This window comes from Pyxidicoccus xibeiensis (genome assembly GCF_024198175.1).
GTDB lineage: Bacteria > Myxococcota > Myxococcia > Myxococcales > Myxococcaceae > Myxococcus > Myxococcus xibeiensis.
In genome coordinates this window covers 261814-280442 of sequence record NZ_JAJVKV010000001.1, presented here as the reverse complement: position 1 = coordinate 280442, position 18629 = coordinate 261814, and the positions used below count along the sequence as shown (strand labels likewise).

Annotated in this window: 15 protein-coding genes; 10 read left to right on the top strand and 5 right to left on the bottom strand. The window is 69.9% G+C overall.

Going from position 1 to position 18629, the window contains the following annotated elements; genetic code table 11:
* Positions 1-85: 85 nt before the first annotated feature.
* Positions 86-1213, bottom strand: coding sequence for an arginase family protein (locus tag LXT23_RS01105; RefSeq protein WP_256560480.1), 1128 nt, complete (start codon positions 1211-1213; stop codon positions 86-88).
* Here LXT23_RS01105 and LXT23_RS01100 point away from each other — a divergent pair.
* From LXT23_RS01100 to LXT23_RS01080, 5 genes are all read left to right on the top strand, one after another.
* Positions 1184-2194, top strand: a complete 1011-nt coding sequence (locus LXT23_RS01100; RefSeq protein WP_253978167.1) for a 3-oxoacyl-ACP synthase III family protein — start codon at positions 1184-1186, stop codon at positions 2192-2194. The two genes, LXT23_RS01105 and LXT23_RS01100, sit on opposite strands and share 30 nt — an antisense overlap.
* A gap of 78 nt (positions 2195-2272) precedes the next feature.
* Entirely contained in the window at positions 2273-4000 is a 1728-nt protein-coding gene (locus tag LXT23_RS01095; RefSeq protein ID WP_253978166.1) for a hypothetical protein, read from the top strand.
* A gap of 380 nt (positions 4001-4380) precedes the next feature.
* On the top strand, positions 4381-4782 hold the full coding sequence (locus LXT23_RS01090; RefSeq protein WP_253978165.1) for a hypothetical protein: 402 nt from the start codon (positions 4381-4383) through the stop codon (positions 4780-4782).
* Positions 4783-4880: 98 nt separating this feature from the next.
* Positions 4881-5312 carry a helix-turn-helix domain-containing protein gene (locus LXT23_RS01085; RefSeq protein ID WP_253978164.1) on the top strand — a complete coding sequence of 144 codons (432 nt, stop codon included), beginning with the start codon at positions 4881-4883 and terminating at the stop codon, positions 5310-5312.
* Positions 5309-5710, top strand: a complete 402-nt coding sequence (locus LXT23_RS01080) for a DUF4180 domain-containing protein (protein WP_253978163.1) — start codon at positions 5309-5311, stop codon at positions 5708-5710. The genes LXT23_RS01085 and LXT23_RS01080 overlap by 4 nt, the downstream gene beginning before the upstream one ends.
* A gap of 138 nt (positions 5711-5848) precedes the next feature.
* On the opposite strand, the gene LXT23_RS01075 is transcribed toward LXT23_RS01080, so the two are convergent.
* On the bottom strand, positions 5849-9058 hold the full coding sequence (locus LXT23_RS01075; RefSeq protein WP_253978162.1) for an NEW3 domain-containing protein: 3210 nt from the start codon (positions 9056-9058) through the stop codon (positions 5849-5851).
* A gap of 335 nt (positions 9059-9393) precedes the next feature.
* On the opposite strand from LXT23_RS01075, the gene LXT23_RS01070 reads away from it, so the two are divergent.
* From LXT23_RS01070 to LXT23_RS01055, 4 genes are all read left to right on the top strand, one after another.
* Positions 9394-9948: a chalcone isomerase family protein gene (locus LXT23_RS01070; RefSeq protein ID WP_253978161.1), complete on the top strand. Its 555-nt coding sequence runs from the start codon at positions 9394-9396 to the stop codon at positions 9946-9948.
* 116 nt (positions 9949-10064) lie between these two features.
* Complete coding sequence (locus LXT23_RS01065) at positions 10065-10844, top strand: OmpA/MotB family protein (protein WP_253978160.1); 780 nt, start codon at positions 10065-10067, stop codon at positions 10842-10844.
* A 42-nt stretch (positions 10845-10886) separates the two neighbouring features.
* Complete coding sequence (locus tag LXT23_RS01060) at positions 10887-13502, top strand: TonB-dependent receptor domain-containing protein (RefSeq protein WP_253978159.1); 2616 nt, start codon at positions 10887-10889, stop codon at positions 13500-13502.
* A gap of 2 nt (positions 13503-13504) precedes the next feature.
* Positions 13505-14377, top strand: a complete 873-nt coding sequence (locus tag LXT23_RS01055) for a hypothetical protein (protein WP_253978158.1) — start codon at positions 13505-13507, stop codon at positions 14375-14377.
* Between the two features lie 12 nt (positions 14378-14389).
* On the opposite strand, the gene LXT23_RS01050 is transcribed toward LXT23_RS01055, so the two are convergent.
* Complete coding sequence (locus LXT23_RS01050; RefSeq protein WP_253978157.1) at positions 14390-14893, bottom strand: hypothetical protein; 504 nt, start codon at positions 14891-14893, stop codon at positions 14390-14392.
* Between the two features lie 119 nt (positions 14894-15012).
* Positions 15013-16269 (bottom strand): Hsp70 family protein, encoded by a 1257-nt coding sequence (locus LXT23_RS01045; protein WP_253978156.1) that lies wholly within the window; start codon positions 16267-16269, stop codon positions 15013-15015.
* Positions 16270-16446: 177 nt separating this feature from the next.
* Here LXT23_RS01045 and LXT23_RS01040 point away from each other — a divergent pair, with 177 nt between their 5' ends.
* The gene (locus LXT23_RS01040) at positions 16447-17328 is read left to right on the top strand and encodes a hypothetical protein (protein ID WP_253978155.1); all 882 of its coding nucleotides are present in this window, start codon (positions 16447-16449) and stop codon (positions 17326-17328) included.
* A gap of 61 nt (positions 17329-17389) precedes the next feature.
* Here LXT23_RS01040 and LXT23_RS01035 read toward each other — a convergent pair whose 3' ends face one another.
* On the bottom strand, positions 17390-18586 hold the full coding sequence (locus LXT23_RS01035; protein WP_253978154.1) for a M23 family metallopeptidase: 1197 nt from the start codon (positions 18584-18586) through the stop codon (positions 17390-17392).
* Positions 18587-18629: the final 43 nt, after the last annotated feature.

The window sequence follows — 18629 nt, the reverse complement described above, 5'->3', positions numbered from 1 at the left end:
GCCGCGTGGGAATCGGCTGGAGTCCAGACGGAAGGTGCTTTCTATCTACTGGTCGACTTCATGCGGGTTTCCCGTACACCCACGCTCAGCCCAGCAGGGTGCGCACCTCGTCGACGAGTCCGTCGAGCACGGCTTCGCGCGAGGCTCCCGCCTCCGCTGGCGCGTACTCGACGATGCTCGCGCCGACCAGGGTGAGCGTCTCGCGCAGGGCGCGGACCTGGGAGACGAGCGTGGCCAGCGCGAGCCCGTGGGGCGTCGGGCAGGCCACGTCCGGCAGCTCACCCGGGTCGGTGACGTCCAGGTCCATGTGGACGTAGACATGGTGGAAGCCCTCTTCGCGCAGGGCCTGCGCCAGGGCCTCCGGGCGAGACACCAGCTCCGCGGGCGTGAAGCGGCGCAGCGCGTGCGCGCGGATGAAGTCGGCCTCGGGCGGGTCCAGCTCGCGCACGCCCGCGAGGAAGACCTGCCGGGGTTGCAGGTGGGGCCTTGCGCCCTCGACGAAGGCGGCGTCTCCCTCGCCCAGCAGCACGCGCAGCGGCATGCCGTGGAACATGCCGCTGGGCGAGCTGTCAGGCGTGTTCAGGTCCGCGTGCGCGTCGAACCACACCACGGCCAGGTCCCCGCCGAGCCGGGCGTTGAGGTAGGTGACGGGCGCCACCTCCACGCCGCAGTCACCTCCAATCGTGAGCACGCGCGCGGGACGTGCCGTCTCCAGCAGCCGCCGGGCCGCGCCGAGCTGGCCGAGCAGCTCGCCCCGTCCCCACAGTCCGTCCTCCCGGCGCAGGGGGTGCAGGGAGGGAACCTCCACCTCCAGCCAGGGGCCCGTGCCGTCGAGCCGGGCGCGCAGCCGCCGCGCTCCCGTCTCCAGCGCGGGGACCTCTCCGGCTCCCTGCCACTGGGGGAAGAAGAGACCGAGCGACCCATCCCGTGTCGTGGAGGTCATGTTCACATTCCTTGCGCGGGTGACTCCAACTTTCATCCCTGGATGGCGGGCAGCGTATGCCCACCAGGCCCTGGCGGGGTTAACACGTTGCGTTGCCGTGACGAGTGCCATTGCCGCGACGCGGCAGCCCGGTCTCGCGGCGTGGAGGCCTCGTGCGGACGGCTGGCTGCCCTCCTTGGCGGCAGGACCGTGACACGAGGCTGACAAAGAATTGCCAGGGTACGGAGTTAGAGGGTTCACATGTTCCTGCACGCGCTCGGTCACTTCCATCCGCCCAACCTCCTGACCAATGCCTTCTTCGAGGAGCTGGGGCTCGAGACGAACGACGCATGGATATTGGAGCGCGTGGGCATCCGGACGCGGCACACGGTGCTGCCGCTGGACTACCTGCGCGAGACGCGCAACCGCGACGTGCGCGCGGCGCAGGAGGCGGCCCTCTACAGCAACGCGGAGACGGGGCGGCGGGCGGCGCTGATGGCGCTGGAGCGCGCGGGGCTGAAGCCGTCGGACATCGGCCTGGTGGTCGCGGGCGGGTGCAGCCCGGACGAGTGCATTCCAGCCGAGTCCAACCGGGTGGCGCAGCTGCTGGGCGTCGACGCGCCCGCGGTGGACCTGCAGAGTGCGTGCTCCTCGTTCTGCATGCAGCTGCACTTCCTCACGGGGATGCGGCCGGAGCGGCTGCCGGACTACGTGCTGGTGGTGAACATGGACAACTCCACGCGCGTGGTGGACTACACGGACCGCTCCAGCGCGGTGCTCTGGGGAGACGGCTCCTCGGCGGCGGTGCTGTCGCCGCGCATCCCGGGGCGCTGGCAGGTGACGGAGACGCTGCTCGCGGGAGACCCGGCGGGCGCGGACAAGGTCCGGGTCCCCAGGGTGGGGCACTTCACCCAGCAGGGGGGCGAGGTGCAGAAGTTCGCCATCCGCCGCACGGGGGAGACGTTCCAGGACCTGCGCTCGCGCTACCTGGCCCGGCACCCCTCGAAGGGGCAGGGGGACGTCACCTTCATCGGACACCAGGCGAACCTGCGCATGCTGGAGTCCGTGCAGCGCCGCTGCGAGGTGCCGGACGCGCGCCACCGGTACAACGTGCACGTCCGTGGGAACACGGGCTCCGCGGGGGCGCCGGGCGTGCTGAGCGAGCACTGGGATGACCCGTCGCTGGGCGACGCGGTGGTCCTGAGCGTCGTCGGCAGCGGGCTCACCTGGGCGGGTGCGCTGCTGGAGCGCACGGCGGGCGTGAAGAAGTAGCGGGAACACGCGTCGGGGCGTGGCTGGCCCGTGGCGTCAGTGTCTTCTGGTATTTCTAGAAATACCAGGAGGTGCGCCATGCGGGACTGGCGTGGCCGGAGTTCGCGCGGGCTGGGCGTGCTGTGGATGGTGTGGGTGCTGTCCGGGTGCCAGGGCTGGGGTGGGCAGAGGCTGGAGCAATGGCTGGAGAGTGCTCCGCTGCGCTACCGCTCCGCGTCGCCTCCCGCGTTTCCCCGGCCGGAGCTGGAAGAGGACGGCAGCGGCGGCGGAACCCTGGGCGGCGCCGAGCTGAGCCGCTTCATGGCCTTCGTGCGTGAGAAGCAGGTGGCGCTGCGCCGGCCCCAGGTGCCCGAAGCGGAGAGACGTGCCGGGGAAGCGGCCCTGCTGGAGTTGTTGGCGTGGCTGCATGGCCGGGGCGAGGAGCAGCTTGCGCGCGAGGAGCCGCTGGAGGTGTACCTGCGCTTCAAGGTGGAGCGGGTGCAGCGGAGCCGTGAGGCCCAGGCGCGCGACGGGGCCGTGGACGCGAAGCTGGAGGAGTACTGGCGGTGGGCCGAGGCGCGCAGCCGGCTGCTGGCCTCGCGTCACTTCCGCAAGGCCGGGCGTGAGTGGCTGGTGACGGAGAGTCCGCTGTACGAGGGGGCACAGGACGCACTCACCTCTGCTGTGCTGGCCTGGGCGTACTCGCACACGCAGGACCCGGACTTCCCGCGCAAGAGCCCCCAGGAAGTGGCGGTGTACCTGCTGGCCAGGCGCAGCACGCTGGCCACCGCGCTGGAGCTGGGGAACGCGTCGGCTCCCCAGTTGGAGTGGGTGCCCGCCTACGAAGAAGCGGTGCCCGTCGAGGAGCTGCTGCTGGAAGTGGCGGTGGGGCTCCTCCCGGTGGCGGGCGAGTCTGCGGACGCGGTGGGGGCGGTGGCGGGCCTCAGCGTCCTGGGACGCGAGTTGAGCGCGGAGGACCGGCTGCTGTGCTCGGTGGCGGTACTGCTGCCGGTGGTGTCGGGCAGCGCGCTGTCGGCCACGCTGGACACGTCGCGCGCGGCGCTGCTCACCGGGCGCGGGCTGCGAGAGGTGCAGGTGCTGCAGCGGGTGGTGCAGCACCTTGCGCCAGGGGAGGCAGAGCGGGTGCACCGGCTGCTGCGCAGGGCCGGGAAGGGCGAGAAGGTTCCGCCCGAGGAGCTGCGGTGGCTGCACGCGCTGACGCAGCGGCTGCAGGGGCCGCTGGCGGAGGTGGCTGAAGCGGTGAGGGCCGGAGCACGCGTGCCGCTCCTGGGCTCCCGCGCGACGGCGGAGGGCGTGAGGCTGGTGCCAGGCAGTCCCGAGCATCTGTCGCAGGCGTGGGTGGACTACCAGTTCCGCCATCCGGGCAAGTATCCACGCTTCGTCTTTGAGCCGGACTCGACGTGGCAGCGGATGTACCGCACGGTGCTGGAGAACAAGGGCCGGGGTGGCGAGTTCGAGGCGCAGGTACTCCAGTCACGTGGATACGTGAAGAATACCGCCATGATGTTGCCACCTCCAGGAAGCAGGGATCCTGGCTTCGTCCCGGACTCGGTGGTGGGTAATCCCGAGGAACTGGTGTGGGGCAGGCCCTACCGCTTCATCGAGGTGAAGGCCCGCGCGGAGATGGCGTTCACGGGTAACCTCAAGGCGATGATTGAGTACGTGCAGGAGTACGGTGGTCATCTTGAGGTCTTCTTCCGCTCAGCTCGCCACCAGCAAGGGCAGACGGTGCTTTCCAAGGAATTGCGTAACCAACTCAAAGAACTCGTCGACACGGGAAACGCGACCGTACGGTTGTATCCTTGAGTCTTGAAATGACGTCACTTCACGTTTCAACGAACATTCATCTGCCTCCAGGCGCTCCGTCCAGAGCGCATGTGCGCGAAATCGTTCATCTCGCGTTCAGGAGCTATCGCTGGTTCCAGCCTGCACGGGATGAATACTTCGGTCCGTTCGTAGGGGACGGGGCAGGCCATATCGACGACAACGCCCTTCTTGCCGACTTTGACAGGCGTTGCACCATCGGCATTGCTGACCGCAGGGGGGAAGACTTTCTGATGATCTCCTCCTCCAGGAGAACGGCATACCCATTCGTTGGAAAAATCAGCTGGGCCGTCACCGTCGACGATTCGGACATGTCGGGATGGCTGGATGACCACTTGAATCAAGTGGTGGAGGTCATGCGAATGGTGGGCTCTTCCCTGGCGCAGGCGGGACTGAGCGACGACCTCAATCGGAAGAAGGAGCGGTTCATTCCCTCGGCCGATGGCTTCGGCACCGAGCAGACCTTCACCGTGCGAGACCCCAGCGAAGGACTGACCGGCCTCATGTGGCGCAACTTCTTTGGCCCTCCGTTCGTGCGCATGTTCGGAGACCGGCTCCTGTCGCTGCCTCCAGGCTCCCGGCAGGAGCTGGGCAATGGGATCGTCCTGGTGCAGCCCTACGCGCTACCCACCCAGGCAATGACGCCCGAGGGTGATGCCGCCGAGGAGCGGCTCATCACGGTGCTCGGGCCCGAGTGCTTCTACGACCATCGGCAGCACCGCAAGCCCACGCGACTCCCCGTGCTGGACCTTCCCTCTACGTGAGAGGACGCGCTCAGGTCGATTGCCCAAAAGCGACCTATTCTTCCCTGTTTGTGAGAACATTGTGGATTGATAGGGTAGTTTAGGGTATTTTTTGGAGCGTGTCCCAGGACTTCTATACCGCCGAGCAGGTCGCGGACCTTCTGGACCTGCATGTCCGCACGGTCCGCGCCTACGTCCGTGATGGCCGGCTGAAGGCCACGCGCATCGGCAAGCAGTACCGGATTGCCCGCGAGGCCATCGAGGCCCTCACCGGCCACCCCCTCTCCGCGCCCGAGCCCGTGCGTCGCCACCGCCACGTGGAGGTCTCCAGCATCGTGGAGATCGACGCCATCGCTCCCGAGGCTGCCATGCGCATCGCCAACGGCGTGGTTGCCGCCGCCAACGGGCGCGACCCCGGTGAGGGCCCCCTGCGTGTCGACACCCTCTACAGCCCGGAGCGCGCGCGCTTGAAGCTCATCCTGACCGGCCCGCTCGCCGACACCACGCGGCTGCTCCAGCTCGTCAACACCTACCTTGAAGGAGCCTCATGACCTTCCACACCCAGGAACTCGGCGGTATCCGCGTCCTCGAGCTGCCGGCGGAGGGACCGCGCGTCGAGCACCCCACCGACCTCATCAGCCTGGCCTTCGAGCATCGGGCAGAGTTGCTCGCCATCCCCGTCGAGCGCCTCGGGGAGACGTTCTTCAAGCTCGCCTCGGGCCTGGCTGGCGAGCTCGTCCAGAAGTTCGTCAACTACCGCATCCGCCTCGCCATCCTGGGGGACATCTCCGCCCATGTGGAGAGCAGCAAGGCGCTCCGGAGCTTCGTCTACGAGTCCAACCGGGGCAGCCACCTCTGGTTCCTCGAAGACCGCGAGGCGCTCGCGGCGCGCCTGACCGGGGGGCGCTCCGAGAGTGAGCGAACCCGCGCGCCGGTACCGCAGCGCTGACGCCGCGCCTACGGTGAAGGTGCCGGGCACGTGTCCCGACGCCGCGGCTACGGCGAAGGCGCCGGGACACGTATCCTCGACGCCGCGCCTACAGCGAAGGCGCCGGGACACGTATCCCCGGCGTCTCGCGTGCGGGCATCAGAGCACCGAGAAGCCCACCGTGTTGCTGGTGGCCGTCTCCGTGCCCGCCGTCGCCGTGGCGGTGACCTGGTGGGTGCCCCGCACGCGCGCGGTGTAGCTCCACGCCGCCTTGCCCATGGAGTCCGTGGCCACGGTGCGCGTCTCGGCGAGCCCATCCGGCCGGGTGACCGTGAAGCGCACGCTGGCCTGGGCAGACAGCGTGCCCCGCATCACCGTGGTCGTCAGTGGCACCAGCGCATTGCGCTTGTACGTGCTGGCCGGCACCGACACCGTGGCCTTCAGCGGCGGCGGGGTGACGTCCACCGCGAAGGTGCCGGTGGTGCTCAGCCCGGCGTGGGCGGCGACCGCGCTCGGCGTGTAGCGGCCGGCCGTGGCTGTCACCGGCGGTGTCACGGTGAGGCTCACCGTGCCGCTCGCGCCCGGGGCCAGCGAGAGCACCGACTGCGAGAAGGCGTACGTCCAGCCCGACGGCACCGTGGCCCCCACGGCGAAGCTGCCCGTGTCGCACGCGCGGTTGTCGGCGTTGCCCACCGTCATCGTGACGGTGAAGGGCTTGCCCGCCTCCACCGTGCTCACGGCCGGGCTGAAGGCCACCGTGGGCACACGGGGCAGGCAGGCGATTCGCGCCTCCAACTCCGCCCCGTGCACGTACACGCCTCCCCGCAGCACGCTCAGCTCGAAGAAGCGGCTGCCGGCACCGGCGTTGACGGGCGCGGTGACGGTCAGCGTGGCGGTGGCCGTGGCCCCGGGCTCGACGGTGAGCGCCGGAGTGGAGAGGACACCACCCCAGGGCTCCGTCTCCACCACCAGGTCGTAGGTGGACGCGCCGCACGTCGCCGCGTCGTGGTTGGTGAGCGTCAGCGTGTACGTCACCGAGCCGCCGGGCTGCACGTCCACCGTCGCGGGCAGCGCGGTGAACGTGGGCACCGCGCGCACGCACGGGTTCACCTCCACCGACGCGGTGGCGGTGGCCTCCACCTCGTAGCCCTCACGCAGCAACTGCACGTCCACCGCATACGTGCCCTGCGCGTCCGCCGGCACCGCCTTGTACATCGTGAACTCGAAGGAGCCGCCGGCCTCGACGTCGAAGCCGAACTGGTCGTACTCGGTGGTCCACCCCGCGGGCAGCGTGGAGGCGGGCTCGAAGTAGCCCCAGCCGCAGGCGCGTGAGTCGCGGTTGATGACCGTCACGCCGAACGCGGCGGTGTCTCCCGCGGTGACGACCTGCGAGCCCCGGTCGAAGTACACCTGGATGGGCTGCCTCGCACACGGCGCAATCACGTCCAGCGTGTCGTCCACGGTGATGGACTCGCTGCCCCGAGTGACGGTGAGGTCCACCGTGTACGTGGCGTACGGCGTCCCCTCCGGCACGTGCTTGGTGAAGTAGAAGAAGCGCTGCTTGCCCGGCGCCAGGGTGATACTCGCGGGCAGGTTGCTCGTGGGCCAGCCCGAGGGCAGCGACGTCGCCAGGTCGAACGTGGACGCGGCGCAGCCCACCGTGTCGTTGTTGGTGACGGTGACGCCGCTCTCCACCTGCCCGCCCGGCGTGGAGTAGTCGTACCAGGTGTCGAACGCCACCGTGGGCGACGCGCTCACGCACGGCACCGGCGCGTACTGGACGCTCACCGTGACACCCGCGGCCGTCGAGGCGTCCACCGTCAGCCGCACGTTGGTGTACGGGTCCGTCCAGGTGCTGCCCGGCAGGAAGGCCGGATCCCTCCAGGAGGCCGTCTCCGGCGTGAAGTCCAGCAGGTGCGTCGCCGTTCCGGTGGACGCGTCCTCGTAGTGGATGACGGCGCCGCCGAACACCTGCTCGGGCAGGGTGACGTCGTAGTCGCCCACCGGGCGGCGGGCCTCCACCCACAGCCAGCCGTCACCGTGGAAGCCGCGGCGCACCTTGAGGGCCTGCAGGCCGCTGCCCAGCGGGCCGGAGATGGGGGACAGCGTGAAGGTGCCGTCCGTGCCGTCCACCGTGGCCAGCGCCGCCGGCTCCAGCCAGCCGAGCCGCACCTTGTGCGGCGCGGAGTAGTGGCCCAGGTTCCAGTCTCCCATGGTGGAGAACACGTCGCCGTACTCGATGCGGGTGCCCGCCGCGCCCACGGGGCCCAGCGGCTCGGCGCCGAAGTCGCGCGTGTTGGCGTGGTGCAGGGTGAGGTTGTGGCCGCCCTCGTGCGTCACCAGCTCCACGCCCATGTCATTGGGCGCCATGTACTCGGCGCGCAGCCAGGACGTGGACGCGGTGATGGTGCCGTCCGGCGTGGGCTGCGTGTTGCAGGCCAGCGTGCCCAGGCCGCCGTAGTAGCAGTTGGTGCCGGTGGCCTCCGGGTGGACGATGAAGATGCGGTCGTACTGGCGGAAGTCCACGTCCGCATTCGCGGCGGCGAGGGCGGCGGTGCGCATGGCGTCCGTCTCGTTGCACGAGTAGGCCCGGTCCAGCGTGTACCAGCCCACCACGTCGCCGCTGGCGGTGGTGCGGCCCTGCGACGCCTCGCTCCAGAAGCGCGTCAGCGAGCGCTGCGTGGTGGAGAAGAACACCTCGCGCACCTGCTCCTGGGTGAGCGTCTGCGGCTGGAACGGGAAGGTGGCCAGGATGACGATGGTGCGCTGGTCGCCCGTGCTGCTGCACGCGGACGTCGCGGAGAGCGCCGACGTCACCGGCACCACCTCCGCGTCCTCGGCCGCCACCCGCGCGCCCAGCTTCAGGCCGCGCACGCGCACGTGCAGGCCGCTGCGCAGCTCCCGCGAGGCCTCGTCGGCGAAGCGCACCTGGAGCCGCTCGCCCTTCACTCGCACGAAGTAGTCCGTGCGCACCTCCGTCCGCCCCGGGCTGTCCACGACGATGGCCTCCAGCTCGCCCTCGAAGGTGCCGCGCTCCTCCAGGTGCGTCGCGGCGCCGGGGTGCTTGCGGGCCAGGCTCCCACGCACCGCGTCCGGCAGCGCCAGGGCGAGGGCGGCCCCCGCGTCCACGTCCATCAGCGCGGCCAGGGCGCTGGCGCGCTCGGCCAGCAGTGGCGTGACGTGACGTGCCTCTCCCCGGCGCAGCCGGGTGTTGAGCTGGGACACCTTCTCCTTCAGTGGCGCCGCGTCGGGCCGCGTGTGGACGCGGCTGTCGGTGGGCGTGGGGGCCGGCGCGGTGGGCGCGGGCTCCTCCTGGGTGACACAGCCCGCGGCCACGGCCACGGCGAGGACCAGCAACGTGCGAAGCATACCTTCTCCCGGGTGAGCGGCGGCTCGGGCGCGAGGAGTGCGCCTCATGGACCGCCGCGCGCGCCTTCTCCCTCGGGGCACTGGATGTTTTCAACACCACGCCAGCACTTCGGGGTGCGAAGCCGGTGCCGTTGCGATGAGTTGGCGCGAATGTCGCCCTGTCGTGTTACCAGTTTCCGGTGTTCACCCTTCTGGCACCCAAGGTGTGCCGCGCTTCACCGCCTGTCGCCGCCGTCCACTGCCGCACGCCTCGTGCTTTCAGGCGGTGGCGGCATGGGCCGTCCATGCGCACCGTACGCGGTACCGGATGGAGTGGGGGTTCGGGGGTCGGTCGCATGAGGAAGCAGACGTGGCAGGGAAGTGCGCGGTGGCTCGTGCTCTGCACGATGCTCGTCGCGGGCGCGGCCCAGGCGGGACAGAAGCAGGTGGGCGGCGTCAACATGCCGGACTCGATGACGCTGCGGGGGCGCACCATCGCGCTCACGCACATGGCGCTACACAAGCGGCTGTTCTTCAAGGTCTACGTGTGGAGCCTCTACCTGGAGGAGCAGCCGCGCAACGCGTCCGAGGCCATCGCCTCCAACTCCGTCAAGCGCCTCCACTTCCGCTTCCTGCGCAACATCAGCCGGGACCAGCTCGTGGGCAGCCTCCGCGACAACCTCCAGAAGAACCCGGACATGCGCCAGGGGCCCATGGCCGACAACCTCGGCGTGCTGCTGTCGTCGCTGAAGGACGTGCGCAAGGGCGAGGACCTGGTCATCACCTACGTGCCCGACACCGGCCTGGAGATTTCCGGCGGCGCCAGCGGCGGGGCCTTCATCCCCGGCAAGCACTTCGCCGACGCGCTCTTCTCCGTGTGGCTCAACGCCCACCCCATCTTCCCCCGCTGAGGGCAGCCTGCCCGCCTGCCGGCCCGGGTTGCTTGGGGGTCAAAATTCACCGCCCCCGCCTGTGACAGAGCGGTAGTCTGGTCCTCCATTCACTGCTGTCGGGAGGACACGCACACATGCGGACACCGCTGGTTCTGGCTGCTCTCGTCGCGCTCTCCACCGGGTGCGTCTCGAAGGGGAAGTTCGAAGCCAAGACGCTGGAGGCGGAGCAGCTCGCCAAGGGGCTCAACGACGAGAAGGGCGCGCGTGAGGCCGCCGAGGCGAAAATCAAGGAGCTGGAGGCCGAGAAGCAGGCCCTGACGGCGCGGCTCAACACCTCCGAATCCCGTCTCACGGCCAACGCGGCCGAGCGCCGCGCGCTGGAGGAGAAGAACGCGCAGCTGGCCGCGCTCAACGAGGAGCTGGCGCGAAACACCAAGCAGCTGGCTCAGGCGAAGGAGGAGCTGGAGAAGAAGAGCTCCGAGTACGAGAACCTCGCCCAGAGCCTCAAGCAGGAGATTTCCGACGGGAAGATCCAGCTCTCCGAGCTCAAGGGCAAGATGACGGTGCAGCTCAAGGACAAGATCCTCTTCGCCTCCGGCTCCGCGCGCGTGGGCAAGGAGGGCGAGGACGCGCTGGCGAAGATCGCCGACGCCCTCAAGACGGTGCAGGGGAAGATCATCCGCGTGGAGGGCCACACGGACGACGTCCCGATTGGCAGCGGCCAGTTCCCCACCAACTGGGAGCTGAGCCTGGCGCGCGCCATGGCGGTGGTGCGCTCGCTCCAGGACGCCGGCGTGGACCCCACCGCGCTGTCCGCGGCGGGCTACGGCCAGTACCAGCCCATCGCGGCGAACGACTCGCCGGAGAACCGCAGCCTGAACCGTCGTATCGAAATCGTGCTGGCGCCCAAGTAGCAGCAACATTCGGGGGGGCGCGGTATACCGACCGCGCCCCTCATGAAGACTCTCGCCTCTGTCCTCTGTCTCCTCGTCGCCACCGGGGCCCTGGCCCAGGTTCCTGACGACGCCGGCACCCTGGATGCCGGTGTGCCCACGGGCGTCCTGACGAAGCCGCCCGTCCTCGCGCGCCAGGTGGAGGCGGCCTATCCGCCGGAAGCCGCCGCCCAGCAGCTCGAGGGCACGGTGGTGATGTTCATCGACATCTCGGAGACGGGCGCCGTCACGAATGTCGAGGTGACGCAGCCGGCGGGCCACGGCTTCGACGAGGCGGCGGTGGAGGCGGTGAAGCAGTTCGAGTTCACCCCCGCCGAGGTGGACAACGTCCCCGCCCCGGTGCGCATCCAGTACGCCTACCAGTTCGTCTTCCGCCCGGCCCCGCCTCCCGAGGCCGCCGACGGCGGCGCCGCCACGCCCGAGGGGCCGGTGAACTTCAGCGGCCAGGCGCTGGAGCGCGGCACGCGCAAGCCGCTCAACGGCGCCGAGGTCGTCCTGCCGGAGCTGGACCTGTCCACCGTCGCGGACGCGGAGGGGCGCTTCTCCTTCCGGGGCGTGCCGACAGGGACGCACGAGGTGCTGGTGGTGGTGGGCGGGTACGACCGCTTCCGTACGAAGGAGACGATTTCGGAGGGGCAGCAGACGCGCGCCACGTACTACGTGCAGCGGCGCATCTTCAGCCCGTACGAGACGGTGGTGCGCAGCGACCGCGAGCGCAAGGAAGTCTCCCAGACGACCCTCCAGGTGGCCGAGGTGCAGCGCATCCCCGGCACCCAGGGCGACACGCTGAAGGTGGTGCAGAACCTGCCCGGCGTGGCGCGGCCCGCCTTCAACGGCGGCCAGCTCATCATCCGCGGCTCCAGCCCGCAGGAGTCCGGCGTCTTCCTCGACGGCCAGCGGATTCCCCTGCTGTACCACTTCGGCGGGCTGACCTCCGTCTACAACTCGGAGCTGCTGGAGGCGGTGGACTACCTGCCCGGCAACTTCTCCGCCTACTTCGGCGACCTCACCGGCGGCGTCATCAACGTGCGCAGCCGCGAGCCGCGCATGGACCGCCTCCACGCGACCGTGGGCGTCAACCTCATCGAGTCCAACGCCGTCATCGAGGGGCCGATTACCGAGACGCTGGGCTTCGCGGTGGCGGGCCGGCGCTCGTACATCGACCTGGTGCTGGGCCTGGTGCCGGAGGGCGACAGCGGGCCCAACCTCCAGGTGGCGCCGCGCTACTACGACGCGCAGCTCAAGCTGGTGTGGAAGCCGCTGTCCCGCCACACCTTCACGCTGCAGGGCATCACCTCGCGGGACAGGCTGGGCCTGGTGTTCGAGCGGCCCACGGCCAATGACCCCACCATCAACGGCAGCCTGGACGTCACCACGGGCTTCAACCAGCTGCGGCTGCGCCACCAGTACCGCGCGGACGCCCTCACGCTGGACACCCATGCCCTGGTGGGCAACACGCTCATCGAGTTCACCCTGGGCGAGCGCGGCCTGCGCATCGCCTCCACGGACGTGAATCTGCGCTCCACGGCGGAGTATGCCTTCGGCGACGCGCTCACCTGGGCGGGCGGTGTGGACGTGACGAGCAGCTTCGCGCGCGTCACCGCGCGCATCCAGTCCCCGCCCCGCGAGGGCGAGCCGCCCAACCCCACCGTCACCGAGGAGATTCTCGACACGGACGGGGACTTCCTCCAGTACTTCCCGTCGCTGTGGACGGAGCTGCGCTGGCGTCCCGTGAAGGGCCTGCTGGTGGTGCCGGGCGTGCGCGCCGAGAGCTACATCTTCACGGAGCAGACCCGCCCCCGGCGGACGCTCAACCCGCGCCTGGCGGTGCGCTATGCGCTCACGGAGGCGCTGACGCTCAAGGGCGGCGCGGGCGTCTACCACGGCCCTCCCGTCCAGGACGAGCCGAGCGTGGGCTTCGGCAACCCGGACCTGCGGGCGAAGCGCTCGCTCCAGTACGGCCTGGGCGCGGAGTGGCAGGTGCGGCCGGAGTGGTTCGTCAGCGGCGAGGTCTTCTACAACGACCTGGATGGCCTCATCACCCGCTCGAACGCCACGGTGGAGCGCGACGGGGAGCAGGTGCCGGAGCGGCTGAAGAACGGCGGCGTGGGCCGCATCTACGGCCTGGAGGTGCTGGTGCGCCGCGCGCTGACGGACCGGCTCTTCGGCTGGATTTCCTACACGCTCAGCCGCAGCGAGCGCCGGGACACGCCGGAGTCGGGCTGGCGCCTGTTCGACAACGACCAGACGCACGTGCTGACGGCGATTGCGTCCTACAAGCTGCCGGCGGGCTGGGAGGTGGGCGCGCGCATGCGCTTCGCCTCGGGCAACCCCAACACGCCCGTCATCGGCTCGGTGCGCGACGACGGCTCGGACGTCTTCATCCCCCTGTACGCGGCGGTGAACTCGCGGCGGCTGCCGTCCTTCAACCAGCTGGACATCCGCGTGGACAAGAACTTCATCTTCGACAAGTGGGCCCTCAACGTCTACCTGGACCTGACGAACGCGTACAACAACCCGGCGGTGGAGGGCATCGCCTACAACTACAACTACACCGAGAGCGCCTTCTTCGAGGGCCTGCCCATCCTCCCGGTCCTCGGCGCGAAGGGGAGCTTCTGAGCATGCGCACGTCCGTCCTGGCCTCCCTGGCCCTGCTGCTGGCCGCGTGCGGCACCGACTTCGAGCTGCAGAGTGAAATCCGCCGCGTGCGCGTGCTGGCCATCCAGGCCCAGCCCGCCGAGGTGGTGCTGGACCCCGCTGGCGCCACGCTGCCCGAGCCGGTGGCATTCAACGCGCTCGCGGTGTCGGCGGACGACCGGCCCGTCACCGTCCGCTACGCGCTGTGCCGCGTCCGGGGCAACCCGTATGACGGCCGCTGCCCCGGGGACACCGACGTGCCGCTGGTGGACGGCGTGCTGTCGCTGCTGGACCCGGAGGTGCAGGCGGTGCTGACGGAGGCCCTGCAGGCGGGCAACCCCGGTGGTGGCGGCGGGACACCGGACCTGAACGACCCGGCGGTGCGCGCGGCGCTGGAGGCGGGCATCCCCCTCTTCGTCGGCTACGAGGCCACGGACGGCACGGGCACGCCCGAGGGCACCGAGCGGGGCGTGCGCCGCGTGACGCTGCGGTCCACGACGGCGCCCAACCAGAACCCGGCGGTGGCGGACGTCCTCTGGGAGGGCGCATCGCTGGCCGGTCCGCTGCCGGCGGGGCGGGAGGTGACGCTCCAGCCGGTGCTCGCGGAGGGCAGCGCGGAGACGTACACGACGCAGGAGGGCCCGCGCACGGAGCAGGTCTTCTACAGCTGGTTCGCCACCGGCGACGGCGAGGTGAAGGAGTTCCGCTCGCTGGAGTCGGTGGACGGCCGGCCGGGAAACCCGACGTCGAAGTACGAGACGCCGGGCACTCCCCAGCGCGTCACCCTCTGGGTGGTGGCGCGCGACGGACGCGACGGAGTGGGCTGGCTCAGTCGCTCCGTGGACGTGGGCCCGTAGGCCCCCGCGGCGCTACAGGTACTTCAGCGTGAAGCGCACGTGGCTGCCCTTGCGCTCGACGCTCTCGTTGGTGACGACCTTCCCGAAGCCGAACATCAGCCCGCGGAAGTAGCCAATCAGCAGCGAGGGCGGCAGGCGCGTCTCGCTCTCCAGCACCACCGTGTCCTTCGTGAAGGACACGGTGTGGACGACGTCTCCGGGAGGTCCGTTCCGCACGACGTCCTTCGACGTCACGCTGAAGTCCTTGAAGACCTTGTCCAGGGTGTCCAGACCGGCGGCCTTCGTGAGCTGGAACGTCTTGGTGATGGACGCCTGGCCCAGGGCCGTCATGGTGGCGTCGCCCAGCTTCGCGTGCAGGTCGTTGACCATCTGCACGTACTCGTCCAGCGGGTACCACACGTCGTTCTGCATCTCGTCGATGCGCTTGCGGTGCTGAGGGAACAGCAGCGTCGCGGTGGAGCTGAGCATGGAGCTCATCACCGCCTTGACGTAGGCGCCCAGAATCTCTCCTGCCATGTGGTTGTGTCCGCCGCCGCGCGAGCATGCGCGACGGCCCTCCCTTTTGAGGACAGGATGACGCAAGGGGCGAAAGGGGCCTAATGGGTCCACCCCTACTCGCCCAAGCTGCTTCCTCTTCAGGAGCCCAGGTGGGCAGCCGCACGCCCGAGGCCCTCGGCCACGGAGGTGAAGGCATCCGCCGTGCGCACGCGCGCCTCGCCGAAGCGCGTCACGTAGAGCTGGCGTACCGCGGGAATCTGCGACGAGCCGCCGGTGAGGAACACCGCGTCGATGTCCTTCGCCTCGGGGTGGCGGGAGAGCAGGCCCTCGGTGCACTGTTCCAGCTCGTCCAGCAGCGGCTTGCTGAAGGCCTCGAACTCGGCGCGGGTGATGGGCTCGTGGAGCTGGATGCGCGCCTCGTCGAAGTCCACCGTGGCCACGTCCTCGCGGGACAGGCGCACCTTGGCCGCTTCGATGGCGCGGAAGAGGCGGTAGCCCAGGTTGTCCATGACGAGGTCGTAGAGGGCCTCGATTTCGGCCTTGCGGTCGCTCGTCTCAAGCATCGTCTCCATCAGCTCCTGCGTGGACTTCTCGCGGATGAAGGACATCTCGTGCCAGGACAGCAGCTTGGCCATGACGTGCTGGGGGATGGGCAGCCGCTTGTCGCTGAAGCCGCGCACCCGGTACGTGGAGCCGGCGCCGAAGCGGGGCAGCAGCTTGTGGCGCATGATTTCCGCGTCGAAGCGGTCACCGCCGATGCGCACGCCGGTGGAGCCCACCACGTCCGGTCGCCGGTCGCTGTTGCCGCGGCGCGAGGGGCCCAGGCGCATGAGGGTGAGGTCGGTGGTGCCGGCGCCGAAGTCCGCGACGAGCACGAGCTCGTCCTTCGTGAGCTGGGCCTCGTACGCGAGCGCGGCGGCGATGGGCTCGATGAGGAACTGCACCTGCTTGAAGCCGGCGAGCTCGGCGGCGCGCAGCAGGCGCTGCTGGGCCAGGGCGTCCGCCTCCGGGTCCGGGGTGAAGACGGCGGGGCGGCCCAGGACGACGGCGTCCGGGGGCCCGCCCATCCGGGCGCCGGCCGCGTCGCGCACGCGGCGCAGCAGCACGGCCACCAGCTCCTCGATGGTGTACGTGCGCCCCTTCACCTGGGTGGCGCGGAAGGAGCTGGAGTGGAGGAAGGACTTCACGGACTGGATGAAGCGTCCGGTGTTGTCCTCGAGGTAGCGCTGGATGGCGTCGGCGCCCGCGAAGATTTCCTGCTCGTCTTCCGGGAAGAAGAGGACGGAGCGGAAGAGCCGGGGCTCCTGGGTGTGGGGCTGCAAGGGCAGCACCGTGCCGTCGGGCAGCGCCGCGGCGGTGTTGCTGGTTCCGAAGTCGAGTCCGCAGGCACGCATGGGGGGGCGCCCCTTACCTCCAAAATCCCTTCAAGGGTAGGGCGTCGTGAGGGCCGGCGTGAGCGAGGCCGCCGGGCGCTGGGTAGGCGGGTGGGCGTGCCCCTGGATGCGGTGTGGGTTGGCGTCAGGAAGCGCCTCTCCATCTTTCCGCTGTCACGTTCACGACAGGAGACTTCCATGAAATTTCGCGCGGGGTGGTTGATGGCTGGCGCCGCGGCGCTGGTGCTGGGGACGGGGTGCCAGGAACGCGAGCGCAGCAGCTCGCAGCAGGCGGGCGGGCAGGCGTCCGCGAGTGACCAGGTCGAGCAGGCGCAGGAGCGCTCGGAGGGTGCCTTCGACAAGGCGCGCGAGGCGCAGGAGGACGCCACCGAGCAGCAGAAGGAAGCGGCCAGCGCCCAGGCCGAGCTGCAGAAGAAGCAGCAGGAGCTTCAGGAGGCCCAAGCCAAGGCGAGCCAGGAGTCCCAGCAGGCGCAGCAGACGCAGCAGAGCGCCCAGCAGCAGACGGTCCAGGCCCAGCAGGAGGCGCAGCAGGCGCAGACCAGCGCCCTGGAGGCCCAGCGCAAGCAGGCCGACGAGCTGGCCCAGCAGAACCAGCAGACGCAGCAGCAGGCGCAGGCGCAGTCCGAGCAGCTCAAGCAGCAGGCGCAGCAGCCGGTGGCGGCGGCTCCGGCGCCCCAGCCCGCGCAGCCGGCCCAGCAGCCCGCGCAAGCGCAGGGCGCGCAGCAGCAGGCTTCCGAGCAGCAGGTCGTCGGTGAGGTGCTGACCGCGAGCGAGCAGGAGCTGCTGCTCAGCTCACGTGGCGAGCCCCAGCTGCGACTGCAGATTGGTCCCCAGACGCAGGTGATGGTGGATGGTCGTCAGGCGAGCGCCGGGGACATCGAGGAGGGCAGCCAGGTGCGCGCCTCCTACCGCACGGACCAGGCCAGCGGCGAGCCGCAGGCGGTGCGCATCGAGGCGACGTCGCAGGTGCAGCCCACCGCGCCGGCCGCCCCGGAGAGCGGTGAGTCCTCGCCGGGCGCGCAGCCGCAGCCCCAGCCGCAGCCCCAGCCGCAGCAGTAGCGGCGGTGGTCTTCCTGGACCACGCCCCATGGCGAGGCGTGGTCCAGGACGCTGCCGGTGACTACGGCGACAGCGTGAAGGTCTTCACATGCGTCTGGCCGTTGAACGTCACCTCGAAGCGCCAGGTGCCGGACGGGCCCGTGGGGGCGAAGCTGCTCCAGTACCAGTACCAGTAGGAGGACGAGTAGTGCGCGGCCGGGCTGGCGTGCGTCCACGAGGAGAAGACGGTGCCGTTGGGCCGGACGATGCGGTAGCTGCTCGTCTGGGTGTTGAGCTGGTCGCGGTAGTAGGTGGTGAAGTAGACGGGCTCGCCGTAGCGGAACGCGGTCTTCTCGTTCGGCGTCTCGCGGGTGGGGCACGTGGGGAAGACGGCCGGGGCGCCGCCCGTGGTCAGCTTGTTGACCGCCGAGTCGTAGTAGGGCCGCTGGGCCAGCCACCACGAGTTCCCATTCAGGGTGTTGCACGGCCCCTGGAACGGGTCATTCAGCTTGCCCGTGGAGTCGTAGACCTCCAGGTGCAGGTGCGGCCCGGTGGAGTTGCCGGAGCTGCCCACGACGCCCAGGACCTCGCCCTGCACCACGGTGGAACCCACGGCCTTGGCCGTGACGGAGCCATTTTTCAGATGTCCGTACCAGGCGATGGAGCCATCCGCGTGGCGGACGTAGACGGCATTCCAGTTGCCGCTGTTGAAGCTGCAGTTGCGGTCGTAGTTGCCGTCGGAGCGGTACACGATGGTGCCGGGCGCGCCGGCCACCACCTGCACCTGGTTGAAGTCCATTTTCTGCCAGGAGAACGGCCACGTGTAGATGTCGATGCCGGTGTGGTTGTACCCGCTCAAGGTGTCGTACGAGCGCGTGCCGCAGTTGAAGTCGCGGATGAAGCCCGTGTAGCTGGGGTTGTGGTCCACGAAGTTGGAGATGCCGTGGTAGCCCGGGTCTGGGATGCCATTGGCACGTAGCGGCCAGGCGAGTGAGGCATTGGCCAGCGTCGTCGGCGGAGCCAGCCGGCCCTCGGCCTCCAGCGCGCGGATGTTGCGGTGGATGTTGGCCCAGACCTCCTCGCGCTGGCTCTCCGTCAGGTGCTCGTACAGCTCACGGTGGACGTACTCCCCTCCGCCCTTGCCCTCCGGCGGGTTCACGGTGGCGGTGAGCTCTGGCTCGCTGGCGGCGGCCAGTGGGGCCACGCCGAGCGAGGACAGGAGGCACAGCAGACGCAGCGGGCTCGACGCCGCGGAGCGGCGGGCAGGGATGAGAGACATTCGGGCAGGTCCAGGTGAAACGATGCGTGTGGCTTCACGGGCC